This is a genomic window from uncultured Arcticibacterium sp., assembly GCF_964021845.1.
Classification (GTDB): Bacteria; Bacteroidota; Bacteroidia; order Cytophagales; family Spirosomataceae; genus Arcticibacterium.
This window is the reverse complement of sequence record NZ_CAXHZC010000006.1, coordinates 131,824-147,361: the sequence shown is the minus strand read 5'-3', so window position 1 is coordinate 147,361 and position 15,538 is coordinate 131,824. Positions and strand designations below refer to the sequence as shown.

Sequence of the window (15,538 nt, the reverse complement as noted above, 5' to 3'; positions counted from 1 at the left end):
AAATGCATAAACGTTTTGAGTATATAATATTCAGAATGAATCTAATCAAGAATTTTGCCGAAATTAAGAACAAAACAGGAAACGACAGCAAGATTGATTGCGTTGTCTTGTTAAACGGATGTTAAAAAGAGCATATGTCAATAGGAAGCAATGAAGAACTAGAAGGGATGATAGCCGTAAGCAAAGCGGTAGGAGAAACCCTAAAAGAAATGAGAGCTTATGCCAAAGTGGGTATGAGTACTTATGAATTAGACCAATATGGTGGAGAATTGTTAAAAAAATATGGGGCAAAATCTGCTCCTTATGAGACTTATGAGTTTCCGGGTTATACTTGTATAAGTGTGAATGAAGTGGTAGCTCACGGCACGCCGTCAAAAGAGATAATTCTAAAAGAAGGAGACTTAGTTAATGTGGACGTATCTGCAGAGCTAAATGGCTTTTGGTCTGATAACGGTGGGTCCTTTGTGCTTGGTGAAGATATTCATAAGCTTCAGCCTTTAGTAGATGCTTCCAAAAAGATTCTGTTTGACGCTATCAATAAAATAAAAGGTGGTGTGAAAATTTCTGATGTAGGTTTCATTATGGAGAGCGGTGCTAAAAAAGCTGGCTTTAAGGTAATTCGTAATTTGGCGGGGCATGGAGTAGGAAGAAGTTTGCATGAAGCCCCTGAAGATATTCTGAATTATAAGGATAAATCAAACAAAGAACGCTTCAGAAAAAACGCTGTAGTGGCTATAGAAACTTTCATTGCTACTGATTCTAAATACGCAGTAGAGTCTGACGGAGAATGGAACTTAGTGGGAGATAAGGGTGGTTTTGTAACCCAACACGAACACACAATTATGGTAACTGACGGTAAGCCTTTAATATTGACGGCTTGCAATGAAATTTGGAACTAAGAATTAATAAAATGGCATATATACTTTACGGAATACCGAATTGCAATACAGTAAAAAAAGCACAAACCTGGTTAACAGACAAAGGCGTGGACTTTAAGTTTCATAACTTTAAAAAGGATGGGCTTACCAAAGAAAAAGTAGATTCTTGGTTAAATCAGGAGTCTTACGAATTACTGATAAATAAAAAAGGAACTACTTATAGAAAGCTTTCGGCAGGAGAAAAGGATGCTTTAGATAATAATGCAGCCGCTGCAGAACTAATGCTGGCTAATGCCTCAGTTATTAAAAGACCAGTGCTAGAGTTGGACGAGAAAGTAATTTCTGTCGGCTTTAAGCCTGAGATTTATGAAGGTATCTTTTAGGTATTTTTGTTTCATCTTTTTTGGAAATGCTGTTTAGGTGCCTAGAATCATTGATTCTCGCTTTTACAGGGGTGCATTTTGATTCATTATACTACTATGAATCATTCAATGGCTTTTATCTATTTCTAGGTTGGAAATGTCTTCGCTAGATTTGAAGAAAAAAATCAAGCAAATGTCTTTAAAATCACTCTCCACTTTACTTCTAGTTATCTCTTTGTTTTCATGTTCTCAAGATTCTAAAGAAAACGAGGTTTTACAAAAGCCTAATGTAATCTATATTCTAGCTGATGACTTAGGTTATGGTGATGTGGGTTGTTATGGACAAGACTTTATAAAAACACCAAACATTGATAAGTTAGCGGCGGATGGTATGCTCTTTACAGACCATTACGCGGGAAGCTCGGTTTGTGCACCATCTAGAGCTTCATTGATGACTGGTAAACATACTGGACACAGTTACGTTAGAGGAAATTATGAAAAAGGACCTTTAGGTTTTGGAGCCTGTTTAGAACTTAGAGATCAAGATTTCACCCTAGGTGAATTATTGAAACAGGCCGATTATCAAACCTCCATTATTGGTAAATGGGGTTTAGGAATGGACGCAACTACGGGCGAGCCTATTAAACAAGGGTTTGATTATAGTTATGGTTATTTAAATCAGGGTCATGCACATAATCAGTTTCCTGAATATCTTTTTGAAAATGGAAATAGAGTAAGTGTAGTAGCGAATGAGGAAGGAAAAATGGGTGCGTTTTCAAATGACATCTTTACAGGAAAAGCTCTAGATTATTTAGATGATAAAAGGGCAGAATCGCCGTTTTTCTTGTACATGGCCTATACTACACCACATGCTGAGTTAGTATTGCCAAATTCCGAAAGCTTTGAAAACTATGCCAAAACAGTAGAAGATAAGGCTTTTGTAAATGGAAATGGGGCAAGTGAAAATGATGGCAATAGATGGGCCTACAGGTCTACAGAGACGCCACTTGCCGCTTATGCTGCTCAAATCAGTCACCTTGACTCTTGTGTGGGTGTTTTGGTAAATAGAATAAAAGAATTAGGTATAGAAGATAATACCATAATAATGTTTAGCTCGGACAATGGTCCACATAGAGAAGGCGGGGCTAATCCAAAATACTTTAAAAGTGCAGGAGAGTTTAGAGGTGTAAAAAGAGATCTTTATGAAGGAGGAATCAGAGTCCCTTTTATAGTTAAGTGGCCAGCTAAGGTTGAAAAAGGTTCTGTTTCTGAACACACTTCGGCTTTTTGGGATTTAATGCCAACTTTAGCAGATATTGCCAATCAGGATATTGAATCGGAAGAATCTGATGGGGTTTCATTTTTACCAACTTTAACAAATGGTACTCAGAAAGAGCATGATTACTTATATTGGGAATTCCATGAAAACCCTAGCTCGGACCAAGCTGTTAGAAAAGGAAAGTGGAAAGCAATAAGACATGACTATAAAGGTGAAGCAGAACTTTATGATTTAGAGAAAGACAGAGGTGAAATGAATAATGTAGCTGCTGAAAATCCTGAAATTGTAAAACAGATGACACTCTTGCTGGATAATACAAGAACACCGAGTGAGATTTGGCCATTAAAAAGTAAAAAACAATAGAATACATAAATCAATTTGAGAAGCTTAGGATTTTTTCTCTTTAATTTTCTTGCCCTTTTAATCAATTTAAATGGGCAAGAAATTGATTTGAATAATCTTCGGATTTCAGAAGAAGGCTGGCTTCCAAATAGATCTATAAACTGCATTTTCCAAGATTCGGAAGGTCTTCTTTGGGTTGGGACGGGTTCTGGGCTTTACGAATATGATGGCTACGACGTAAAGCATTACGCTACAAAGCCAAATCAAACCAACGCACTTTTTACCAATACCGTAAGGGATTTATCGGAAGATAAATTTGGGAATATTGTTATTTCCTTAGAAAGCGGTTTTAGCGTTTTCAATAAGAAAACTAAGGTTTTTCAAACGCTTTCGAGAGAAATTGAGAGTTTTGGGAATTTAAAAAGAGGTGTCAATAATGAACTTTGGGTAGCTACAAATCAGAATAGTTATTTATATCAATATAAAAATGATTCCAAAGATGGTTTTTCCCCAGATAGCTTGGATAAGTTTATTGAGTCGCCTAATGATTTAGTAGGTCTCACTGGTGTTGTTGTTGACCTAGAGCAGATTAATACCGAATTACTTCTTTTAGGTACAGCAAAAGGGCTTTTCCTTTTTGATATCAAAAGCCAAACGATAAAAAGTACACCCTATAAATTTTCGGTAGGGGTTATTCAAAAATCTAAACTTGGAGAAATATGGGTAGGGACTAAAGGCGAAGGGCTTTTTGAATTTGTGATTGAAAAGGATGATTTGAAATTGTTGAATCAATATCATTTTGGAAATACTATAGAGGCCGCTTACGATTTTATTACTTCCATATCTTTTGGCAGAAATAAAGAAGTCTTGGTTACTTCTTATCATAATTTTTATTTGAGCACTGGCTTAGGAAGGAAAAAAAAGTTCAAAGAAATAAAGCTGGATACTAAGATTTTTGATGATAACAATATCCTTACCTCTTATATAGATAAGCTTGGCGTAATCTGGATTGGCACTTTAAGAGGATTGGTGAAAATAAGGCCTGCCTCTATTGAAGTAGAAAGAATAAAGCTGAATGTTAAAAATTATATCCCGATAAATAATCAGGTTAATTACCTCTTTAAGGACAATAAGAATAAGATTTGGGTCAAAACGCGGGATGATGGTTCTTTTATTTTTGATACTAAATCAGAGACTTTTGAAAAAGTTGATATTCCAGCTAACATAAGAAGGTTTTACCAGGCAGAGAATGGTGTTTTTTACTTTATAGGAGGAACTAAGTTTTATGAGCAGAAAGGTAAAAATGCGGAAATAAAGACGCTTTATTCTGCCAAAACTACTATAAATGCAGCTCTGGAGATTGAAAAAGGAGAGTGGTGGTTTGGTTGTGAAAAAAATGGATTGGAAAGATATTCTGTCAATAAAAAGGGAGTTCATGACAAGCTTGTTTCCAAAGTTAATGCCTTGAGCAATTATAGCTCCACCATTTTTGCAATGATTAAAGACCGGTCGCAGAATGTCTGGATTGGTTCTAGAGGGGATGGCCTTACACGGGTGAATTTGGTTTCAGGCGAAGTGAAGAAATACTCTGGAATTGACAGGAAAGGAAGTATTTCCAGAAGGATATTGGTATTAAAAGAAGATTCAAAAGGTCAGATTTGGATAGGAACCAGAGAAGGAGGGCTTTATAAATATTTACCAGATACAGACACTTTCAAACAATACACAAAAGCAGATGGGTTGCCCTCTGATGTGGTTTGTGCCATAGGGGAGAGTGTAAATATGGATTTGGTGGTAAGTACGGATAATGGCGTAGCTAAATTTATCCCTAACGAGCCTATTGCTTTTCAAAGCTACGGGGTTGAAGAAGAAATAATTTTTGGTGATTTCTCTTTTGGAGCGGTAGCCGAAGGTCAAAACGGAGAAGTGTATTTTGGAAACACGAACGGTATTTATAAAATCAAAACTTTGCCAATTCAGGGGCGTCAAATGGCGGCTTTTCATTGGAATTCTTTTGAGGTTTTAGATACGGATGGAAATAAAAATGATGGAGAAAACCTTATCAATGCCATTCTTGAAAATAAAAGCATAAGTTTAAGTGCTAATGAAAATAGTTTTGAAGTGCTGTTTTCATTGCTTGATTTTGGAATTCCGGAAAAGAACAGATACGCTTACCGCTTAAAAGGATATGATAACGATAACTGGCGATATTCTCTGGAAGCCAATCAAAAAGTACAATTCTTAAACATTCCACCAGGCAATTATACACTGGAAGTAAAATCGTCAAATAGTTATGGGCAATGGAACGACGAACCCGCCAGTTTTGACATTAGCATAAAAGTGCCCTTTTGGAGGTCTAAATTCGCTTTTCTGATTTATGGCTTACTCTTTTTGTCTTTTTTATACTTGGCTTATTATCTTTTTAAAAGGTGGGTGAAACTTCAAAAGCAGCTTCAAGAAGAGAAAGCTCAAGTGGCTTTTCAAGACCAACAAATGGTACATTTCTCTGACTTGTCTCACGAAATCAAGAATAGGCTTACCATGATTTTGGGGCCCTTGGAAAATGCACTGACCGGAAAAAAGGTGAATCAGGCAGTTCTTAATAACTTATATGAGCAGGCTCTAAGGTTAAAGAGAATTACCGACCAGATTATGAACATCAGAAAAAGTGAGGGTGGCGAATTCCTGTTGAAAGTAGGAGAGGGAAACATTTTTTCTTTGCTGGAAACCATCTGCCATGATTCAGAACCTTTAGCTATCATTAGAGACATTGAGTTAAAATATTCTTTTGAGCAAGAATACCCAGAAGCTTGGTTTGATGGAGAGTTAATTGAGATTATGATGCTGAATCTGCTCAGTAATGCCATGAAATATACCCAGTCTGACGGAGTGGTTACGGTCACGGGCGAAACTGTTCAGTTGGATAAATCCGATTTGCCAAACACAGCTCCTATGGCAGGCACTTATCTTAAATGTACCATTCATGACACAGGCATAGGTATTCCAGATGATGATATTGAAAAGCTTTTTGATAGATTTTATAGAGCAAGTAATCTTCCCGAATCTGGTGGAGGTAAAGGTATAGGTTTAGAGTTGGTCACTAGATTAATAAAAAAGCATAGAGGTTTTATAGATATAAAAAGTAAAGAAAACGAGTTTACCGATGTTACTTTTTATCTGCCAATAGAAAAGGAGCACTTTCAGGTCAATGAAATGAAATTGTCTATTGATAGCGTACCTATTATTGAGATTGAGGCTAGAGCCAAGAAAAATTTAAGTGCCTATACAAACGAGAATGGAACAGTGCCAGCTATTCTGCTAGTTGATGACGAACCAGAGATTCTAGATTTATTGGAAGAGAACCTAAATCAGAACTTTGATATAAGCAGAGCCGAAAATGGAGAAGATGCTCTTAAAAAACTGGGTCAAAAGAATTTTGACTTAATTATAAGTGATTTGGCTATGCCCAAAATGGATGGCTTGTCGCTTTTAAGGCATGTCAAAAACCAAGCAAGCTGGAATCACATTCCGTTTATAATTCTTACAGGAAGAAATTCAGAATCTCAGAAGTTGCTATGCCTACAAAGTGGTGTTGATGATTTTATTGACAAGCCTTTCAGTCCTATGCTTATAAAGTGGAGAGCGAAAAACCTCATTGAAAATCGCTCACTTCTTAAGGCTAAGTTTGCTAAAAAACTAAGTCTGGAACCAGAAGAGGAGGTTCTAGAGTCGCCAGAAGAGCTATTTATACAAAAAGTTATAGGGCATATAGAATCTAATTTGATGAACCCTAGTTTGGGTGTGGAGTTTTTGGCAGAAGAGTGTAGCATGAGTAGGGCTACGTTTTATAGAAAAATGGAAAGTCTTTTGGGCGAAGCTCCATCCATATTTATTCGTACTTACCGATTGAAAAAAGCTGCACAATTATTGAAAAGTGGAAACTTCTACGTTTCCGAAGTAGCGTATCAAACTGGGTTTAATAATCCAAAGTATTTCACAAAGTGCTTCCAAAAGGAATTTGGCACTACACCATCAGAATACATTAAAAATATAGCCGAAGGAACTTTCAAGTAATAGAATTTGATGTGTGGTAATGGAAATTGAAAGAGGGCGTAAGCCTTCTTTTTTTATGTTTTTTGTATAAAAATAAGCCTATTAATGGCTTCTGAGGGGTTCTGGGAGGGCTTGAAACATTTGTGTCCCATGAATGAGACATCTAGAAAATCTAAAGAAAGTAGTTTTGCTTCTGAAAATTATATTCAATTCTATTAACCTATTTGCAAAAAGACTTATGAAGAAAAAACTACTTTCAAAGCTCTCTTTGGTCATCCTTTTAGCCTTAACATCTGTGGTCAGTTTTGGACAGCAGATGATAACAGGTCAAGTGACTGACGAAAATGACGAAGCTCTTATAGGAGTGACTGTAGCAGTACAGGGCTCAACTAGAGGAACCATGACAGACGTGAACGGGAAATATAGTGTTTCTGCCAGTGCAGCAGAGAACCTAGTGTTTTCTTTTGTGGGTTATAAAGCCACTACAGTGACAGTGGGTAACCAAACTACTATTGATGTTAAATTAAACACTGACCAAGCCTTGCTAGAAGAAGTAGTGGTGGTGGGATATGGTGTTACCCAAAAGAAAGACTTAACAGGTGCTGTAAGTCAGGTAGACGCAGAACAGCTAGCCGATATGCCAGCTTCTAGAGTTGACCAAATGCTACAAGGAAGGTCTTCTGGCGTAATGGTGACCTCTGCCAATGGTTCTCCGGGTGCTAGGTCTTCTATTAGAATTAGAGGAGGAAACTCTATCAATGCCGATAACGAGCCACTTTATGTTATTGATGGGTTTATTGTAGGTACTGACTTTAACCTGAATAACATCAACACAAATGACATTCAGTCTATTGAGGTTCTTAAAGATGCAACGGCCATTTCTATTTATGGAACTAGAGGTGCTAATGGTGTGATATTAATTACCACTAAGAGCGGAGAATCTTTTGGGAGTGGAAAGCCAAATGTTTCGCTAAACCTTTATACGGGAGTGCAACAAATGGCTAGAAAGATTGATTATTTGAACGGTTACGATAGAGCCGTTTACGGTACTGAATTTGCCGCAAACTCTGGCAGTGCTGACCCGTTTGCTGATAAAAGTGAAATTGGAGATTCTGATTGGCAAGATTTAGTTTCTCAAACTGGTGCCATCTCTAATATGGACGTTTCTATTGGTGGTAGTACAAAAGATTTGAACTACTATGTTTCGGCCAATTACTTTAATCAGGAAGGAATAATTAAAGGGACTGGTTTAGAGCGTTATAACTTTAGAGCAAACCTTGACTTTAAGCTTAATAAGAAATTAAAAGCTGGTGTAAGATTAAACGGAGCATTTACGCAGACGGAAAACGATAAAACGGATTTATGGAATATGAGAAGGGCTTTAACTTCTTATCCAACATACTATCCTGATGGTGTTACTTTTTGGGATCAAGACATTGTTCAGGGTGGAGCATTCGCAAATCCTTTAGCAGATTTAGCTTTAAGAACAGACTTTACTTACGGTACCAACTTACTGACCACCGCATATTTAGAGTATAGCCCATGGAAAGACGTAGTGATTAGGTCAACTATTGGTCCTAAGATCAATTGGAGTAAAAGAAATCAATTTGACTCCGGAACACTGCCTACAAGAGCAGCGGCTCAGCAAGGAGGTTTAGCTCAAATTGATAATGTTTTTGAATTTGATATTCTTCAAGAGAATACTATTTCTTATTCTAAAGAGCTTAACGAGAATAATAGAATCAACCTCTTAGGAGGTTTTACATGGCAAAAGGGCTTAAGAGAAACAGCTTTTCTTCAAACCCAAGGTATTTCCATTGATGCCATTAATTATGATAACCTGAGCATAGGAGACCCCTTAACTTACAGAGTTGGTTCTAATTTAGCAGATTCCAGACAGTTGGTTTCTTGGTTAGGAAGAGCGAATTATTCTTTGAAAGATAAGTATCTTTTTACGGCGGTAGCTCGTGTAGACGGTGCTTCGGTTTATGCTGGTTCTAATAATGCTTATGCCTTCTTCCCTTCTGGAGCTTTTGCTTGGAGAATTATTGACGAGCCGTTTATGCAAAACCAAACTCTTTTTTCTAACCTTAAGTTTAGAACAAGTTTTGGTACTGCTGGTAAAGAGTCTATTAGCCCATATAGCACGCTAGCCGTTTTAAATAACAGTGTTTTAGTTTTCAATGACGCTCAAGCCATTGGAATTCAAAAAGGAAGACCAGCCAACCCAGAACTTAAATGGGAAACTACCAGTCAGTTAGATATTGGAATAGAGTTTGGCTTCTTGAATAATAGACTTTCTGGTGAAATTGACTATTACTATAAGAAAACGAAAGACTTGCTATTGGCAAGACAAATTCCTAAAGTAACGGGTTTTGATACGAAATTAGAAAACGTAGGTTCTATTCAAAATCAAGGTCTTGAGTTTATGTTAAACTCAATCAATATTGACTCTAAAGATTTTAGATGGGAGTCCTCATTAACTGTCTCAGGAAACAGGTCAAAGATTTTGAACCTAGCAGGTTCTGATGAAATCATCATTTATTCTTTAGACCAAGGTGGTCCTGGAGCTAAGCTTATAGTAGGGCAGCCAGTGGGTGTGTTTACTGGAGTTCAATATTTAGGAACATATAAATCTCAAGAAGAAATAGATACTGACGGAAATTTAGGAGTGCGTCAGGTAATAGGTGGTCCACGCTATAAGGATGAAAACGGCGATGGTAAAATCAATAACGACGATCATATCATGATGGGAAATCCTGAGCCTAAATTCTTCGGTGGAATTAATAATAGTTTCACTTATAAGAACTTCAGTTTAGATGTTTTCTTCCAAGGAACTTTTGGAAACGACATCTACCATGAGCCAAACCAAGCTAACTTATTTGGTCTTAGTGAGGCCAATATTTATGCGGAAGCATTAGACCGTTGGAGCCCAGAAAATCCTACTTCTGATATTCCTAAAGCTGGTGGAATTGCCAGTCTTTCTGATGTGGTTTCTAATTCTTCTATGCTAGAAGACGGTTCGCATTTAAGATTGAAAAGTTTGAAAGTGGGTTATAATATACCACTTAAGAGTAATGCTATAAAGACCCTAAATGTTTATGGTGTTGGTAGTAACCTTTTCTTAATTTCTAAGTTTAGAGGCTATGACCCAGAGGCTACCAGATTTGGAACAAACTCTACCGTAAGAGGAATTATTAGGAATCAATACCCTAATGCTAAAACGTTCACAGTAGGTTTAAAAGCAGACTTTTAAAGAATAAGACAAATGAGAAAAATAGCAATATTAATAACAGTAGTTTTCTTGAGCTCTTGCTCTGGTTTTCTTGAAGAAAATGTAAGGGGGATTATATCTCCAAATAACTTTTATAACTCTGACCAAGAGGCTATTCAAGCTGCAAACGGTATTTATAAAGATATGCGAGCCTCTAACCTTTATGGTGGCTGGCAAGGCTTGCAGGCTTTTACCGTTTTTGGAAGTGACGAGTCTATGCCTTCTAGAATTTTTGGTGGCCTTGCGGCTATCATGGATTATAACTTAACAGAAACTAACTATGGTAATGCCTACAGTATCTGGAGAGATTTATATGGTACTATTGGTGATGCGAACTCGGTGATAGTGAATGTTGACGGTAACGAAAACCTTTCGGCTCAAACGCAAGATAAGGTTATTGGCGAAGCATTATTTCTTAGAGCTTTAGCATACTATCATTTAACGGCTTTATGGGGAGATGTGCCTTTCTTTACAGAGGACCTTCCTTTAGACGAGGTGGCTGTTTTAGGAAGAAGTAATATGGATGAAATTAGAACTGCGATGATTGCAGATTTGCAAAGAGCCGAAAACTTACTTCCGTCTGTTAATCAGGGTTCTGATATTGGAAGGGCTACCAAATGGGCAGCTAAGTTTTTAAGAACTAGGTTCCATTTATGGGAGCAAGACTGGGCAAGTGCATTAGCATCTAGTAAAGATATTATTGATAACTCTCCGCATGCATTAATGCCTTCTTACGGAGAAGTGTTCGAGATTGATAACCAGTTTAATCAAGAGGCTATTTTTGGTTTTGATTTTACAAAAGATGTACCCGGTAACGCTCAAGTAATTACCGATAGCTTTAACCCAAGACTTAGAGATGAGCCTAAAATTTCGGCTTTAAGAAATGAATTTGCAGGTAAGCTAAATGATTTGGGAGAGGAGTTTAATGGCTATGGTTTGGCAGTACCTTTGACTGACCTAGTGACCAATTTCCCTACCGAAGACCCTAGAAGACCATTTAATCTTATGAGTGAGTACTTGGGTTATGATCTTACTTTCACTTATTATCAAAAGCGATGCAATTTTGATTTTATAAACTCTCCAAGAGGTAATCATGGCGAGTGGTGGATTACCATGAGACTGGCTAACGTTTACCTTATGGCAGCAGAGGCTGCAAACGAAATGGGCAATACGGCAGAGGCTCTAACGTATGCAAACGAAATTAGAAAAAGAGCTTATGGTGCAGATGCTCCGCTTACAGCAAGCGGTCAAAGTGACATTAGAACGGCTATTCAAAATGAACTGAAATGGGAGTTAGCTGGAGAGGCAGAAAGACGTTATGATTTAATCAGATGGGGTATTTTGGTAGAAACGGTAAGAAATGCTGACTATGGTATTTTTGAAGGGCCACAAAATATTCAAGATTACATGGTGAAGTTGCCAATACCTCAAGAAGAAATCGATTTAAACCCTAACCTTTTAGATTCTGATGCATCTAATAATGGTTACCGTTAATATTAAAGTGTGAATAATTAAGTAAGCTCTAAAGGTCAGCCGCTTTGCGGTTGATCTTTATTATTTAAACCAAAACAAATATGCTAAGAAAAATAATTGTTCTAACCATTGTAGTCGGTTTTGTTTGGGCGTGTAAAACAAAATTGCCTAGCGTTTCAGATACCTCAAAAAAGCCAAATATTGTTTTTATCATGGCAGATGATTTAGGCTATGGCGATGTAGGTTTTAATGGACAAACCAAAATTAAGACACCAGCATTAGACCAAATGGCAAAGGAAGGGGTGGTTTTGACCAATCACTATTCAGGCTCTCCCGTTTGTGGGCCTTCACGCTCTTGTTTGCTTACAGGAACTAATACTGGGCATACTACGGTGAGAGGAAACCCAAATTGGACCACTTCTGGGGCAGATGTAGTCTTAAAAGAAGAAGATGTAACGGTAGCGGAAGAACTGAAAAGGGCGGGGTATCATACCGCTATTTTGGGAAAATGGGGCATGGACGAATATGGCGTAAGCGGTCAAGCAAATGCCCAAGGCTTTGATTATTTCTATGGGTATAGAAGACATGGCGAAGCCCACCATTATTACCCTAAACACCTTTGGAGAAATACCGAAAAAGTACCTTTAGAAGGAAACATTCCGGAAGAAACATTTGGTCAATATTCACATGATTTGGTGTCAAATGAGGCACTCTCCTATTTAGATCAGAGGGCAGAAAGCAAGCAGCCGTTTTTTATGTATGTGGCTTTTACCACGCCGCATTATGAGTTAACGGTGCCTGAGGACTCTAAGGAGCAGTATAAAGACCTAGGCTGGGAAAAGAAACCAATGAAAAAAGGACATTACTATAACGACGAAGAAGGTAATGTGGCCTATGCCGGAATGGTAAGCCGAATGGATAGAGATATAGGCAGAATAAGAGCAAAGCTAAAAGAGCATGGCATGGATAAAAACACCTTGGTGATTTTTACGAGTGATAATGGTCATGAGTACGACAGAGGCTTCTTTAACAGCAATGGCGACTTTAAAGGACGCAAAAGAGATGTGTACGAAGGTGGAATTCATGTGCCTTTTACGGCCGTTTGGCCAAACAATATACCAGCGGAAACTAAGTCAAATCATCAGTCTGGTTTCTGGGATTTCTTAAGTACAGCTTGTGAAGTTGCTGGTATAGCACCAACAAAGGATGACTTGGACGGAATTTCATATTTGAACGCTCTAAAAGGTGAAAAACAAAAAGCTCATGAATATTTGTATTGGGAGTTTAATGAGGGAAAAGGACCAAGACAAGCTTTAAGAAAAGGAGATTGGAAGTTGGTACGTCAGTATCAAAAAGAAGATGAGTTATATTTCTTATCGGAAGACGTAGGAGAAGAAAATGATTTGTCAAAAGCAAATCCTAAAAAGCTAAAAGAACTTCAAGCATTAATACTTACAGCCAGAACAGACGACCCGAATTACGAATTAGTCAAGATTGTGAAGAAGAAGTAGTTCATTTTTTATTTTAGCAAGTTTTCGTAGCCTTAGTCAGTCTTGGAAACTAAAGTATTAAAACCTTATAAAGCCCTGTACTGTTTGAGCACGGTCAAAATTTTAGCTTAAAAGGTCATTTTTTAACTAATGAGGTATATGAATTTTGACTGTGTGAGTTTACAGGCGGTCGGCCGCTGCCGTTCGTTTTTTTTAGAACGGTGCGACGTCTCGCAAAAATGAATGCGGGCGGCAAGCCTCCCCGCTGGAAGGCGAGCCTTGGAAAAGTGGCGAGTAGCTTTTGGGATAGGGAGAAAAGTTTGTTTTTTTGTTGTAAAACAAGTTTTTATGGGTTTCCTAACTTTTGAAAACTAGATATAAAATTGAAATAATAATCAACCCTACATAAAATGAAAAAAACGCTCTTTTTTTTATGCCTTATAAGCTTTTCCGTTTTCTCGCAAGACCGTCCTAATATCCTCTGGTTAACTTATGAAGATACATCGCCTGAGTTTATAGGAGCCTATGGTAATGCAGACGCCAAGACACCTTTTATGGATTTTATGGCGGAAGAAGGCGTTCGGTTTACCGGTGCTTTTTCTACAGGTAGTGTTTGCTCTCCTAGCCGTTCGGCTATTATTACAGGTGTGAAGACTTTTGAGTTAGGAACAGGAAACCACAGAAGTAATTATACCATCCCTGATTATATCCATGGCTTCCCGAAGTACTTACGGGATGCAGGATATTACACCAGTAATAATGCTAAGACAGATTATAATGTGGCTGACGAAGCCAAAATGATAGCAAACGCCTGGGACGAAAGCAGCAACAAAGCTGGCTGGTGGAACAAGAAAGAAGGGCAGCCGTTTTTTTCTGTTTTTAATTCAAATTCTTGTCATCAATCTAGGACTATGACACTGCCTTTTGAGCAGTATGAGGAAATGATATGGAATCAACTGCCAGACAGTTTGAAAACGGGTGATAATGATTTTGAAATGCCTCCGTTTTATAGAGATTCTCCAGAAATGAGAAAGCAGATGGCAAGGGTGTATAATTCCCTTTCTAAAACCAATATTGAGTTTCAAGAAATCTACATGCGTTTAGTGAAAGAAGGATTGGTTGATAACACTATCATATTCTCTTTTGGTGACCATGGAGAAGGAATGCCGAGAATGAAAACCAACGGCCTAGGTTTAGGACATAGAGTACCTTTTACCATGTGGTTTCCAGAAAAATATAAGCACCTTTCTCCTTGGGGGCAAGGCGGTATTGTGACAGACGAGATGATTGACTTTGTGGATTTGGCACCTACTGTATTGGCTTTAGCGGGTGTTGAGATTCCAAGCTACATGAAAGGAAGGGTTTTGCTTGGAGAGCATAGAACAGCTCCAAGAGATTATCTATACCTCTCTTCTGATAGGTCTGACGAGAGTTATGATTTGACCAGAACGGTTATTAAGGGAAAGTATGCCTATACACGTATTTATATGCCATATATTCAGGAGCTGAGGCATTTGATGTATATGGATATTGGTGAAATTACTGCTCAAATAAGAAATGATTTTAAAGATGGTAAGCTTAATGACGCACAAGAGTTAATGCTTATACCGAGACCTGCGGAGTATTTATTTGATTTAGAAAATGACCCGTGGGAGCTTAATAATTTGGCAGAAAGTAAGAGTCACAGAGCATTACTACAAGAGTTTAGAACAAAGCTAAAGGCTAATATTCTTAAAGAGCGAGACGTGTTGTTTTTGCCAGAATATGAAATAGGAAAAATCTCCGAAAATGGTAATGCTTATGAGTTTAGGTTAGACCTTGATAAGTACCCTTTAGAGCAGATTTACGAACTAGCCGAATTGGCAGGATTTAGAGACAAGGCAACTTTAAAGAAGCAGTTGAACGCTTTAAAGGCCGAAAATCCTTTTGTGAGGTATTGGGCATTGATGGGTTTAAAATCTCAGGATAATAAAACTTTTGGAAAGCAGTTGTTAGGCTTATTAGATGATATTTATGAGCCAAATGCCATTTTGGCGGCAGCTATGCTTTATGAAATTAGTCCTAATGCGGAAGCTAAGGCTGTTATTCAAAAGGCGATTAATAGTGAGTACGACCATATTAGCAATTTGGCTATTCAGCAGATTATTTATCAGCCTAATGCCAGTGATTTTACAGAAATGGTGGAAGTTTTTGAAGCAGAGCAAAAGAGCCTAAAGAAAAAGGAAAGATTATTTAACGCAGCTCGCTCAGCACCTATGTTTAGGTATGTGCTGTCTGGTGGTGTAATTTCCGAGTAAAACTATGGGAATAAATTCCTTATAAAGCCCTGTACTGTTTGAGCACGGTCTAAATTCTATCACAAAAAGCTAAATTACTAGCTAGGATAT

At 37.7% G+C, this 15,538-nt stretch carries 8 protein-coding genes; all 8 read left to right on the top strand.

Translation table 11 applies throughout. The features are described 5' to 3' along the window. The first annotated feature begins 134 nt into the window (after positions 1-134). The 8 genes from map (at position 135) to AADJ06_RS16720 (ending at position 15,448) form a co-directional block, all read left to right on the top strand. Positions 135-899 (top strand): type I methionyl aminopeptidase, encoded by a 765-nt coding sequence (gene map, locus AADJ06_RS16755; protein ID WP_341227635.1) that lies wholly within the window; start codon positions 135-137, stop codon positions 897-899. 11 nt (positions 900-910) lie between these two features. Further along, positions 911-1,261, top strand: coding sequence for a Spx/MgsR family RNA polymerase-binding regulatory protein (locus AADJ06_RS16750; protein ID WP_341227634.1), 351 nt, complete (start codon positions 911-913; stop codon positions 1,259-1,261). A 172-nt stretch (positions 1,262-1,433) separates the two neighbouring features. Beyond that, positions 1,434-2,882, top strand: coding sequence for an arylsulfatase (locus AADJ06_RS16745; RefSeq protein ID WP_341227633.1), 1,449 nt, complete (start codon positions 1,434-1,436; stop codon positions 2,880-2,882). A gap of 87 nt (positions 2,883-2,969) precedes the next feature. Continuing rightward, on the top strand, positions 2,970-6,935 hold the full coding sequence (locus AADJ06_RS16740) for a response regulator (protein WP_341227632.1): 3,966 nt from the start codon (positions 2,970-2,972) through the stop codon (positions 6,933-6,935). 217 nt (positions 6,936-7,152) lie between these two features. Next, entirely contained in the window at positions 7,153-10,170 is a 3,018-nt protein-coding gene (locus AADJ06_RS16735) for a TonB-dependent receptor (protein ID WP_341227631.1), read from the top strand. Between the two features lie 12 nt (positions 10,171-10,182). Continuing rightward, on the top strand, positions 10,183-11,682 hold the full coding sequence (locus AADJ06_RS16730; RefSeq protein ID WP_341227630.1) for a RagB/SusD family nutrient uptake outer membrane protein: 1,500 nt from the start codon (positions 10,183-10,185) through the stop codon (positions 11,680-11,682). Positions 11,683-11,762: 80 nt separating this feature from the next. After that, on the top strand, positions 11,763-13,172 hold the full coding sequence (locus AADJ06_RS16725) for an arylsulfatase (RefSeq protein WP_341227629.1): 1,410 nt from the start codon (positions 11,763-11,765) through the stop codon (positions 13,170-13,172). 389 nt (positions 13,173-13,561) lie between these two features. Next, on the top strand, positions 13,562-15,448 hold the full coding sequence (locus tag AADJ06_RS16720) for a sulfatase (RefSeq protein ID WP_341227628.1): 1,887 nt from the start codon (positions 13,562-13,564) through the stop codon (positions 15,446-15,448). The last annotated feature ends 90 nt before the right edge of the window (positions 15,449-15,538 follow it).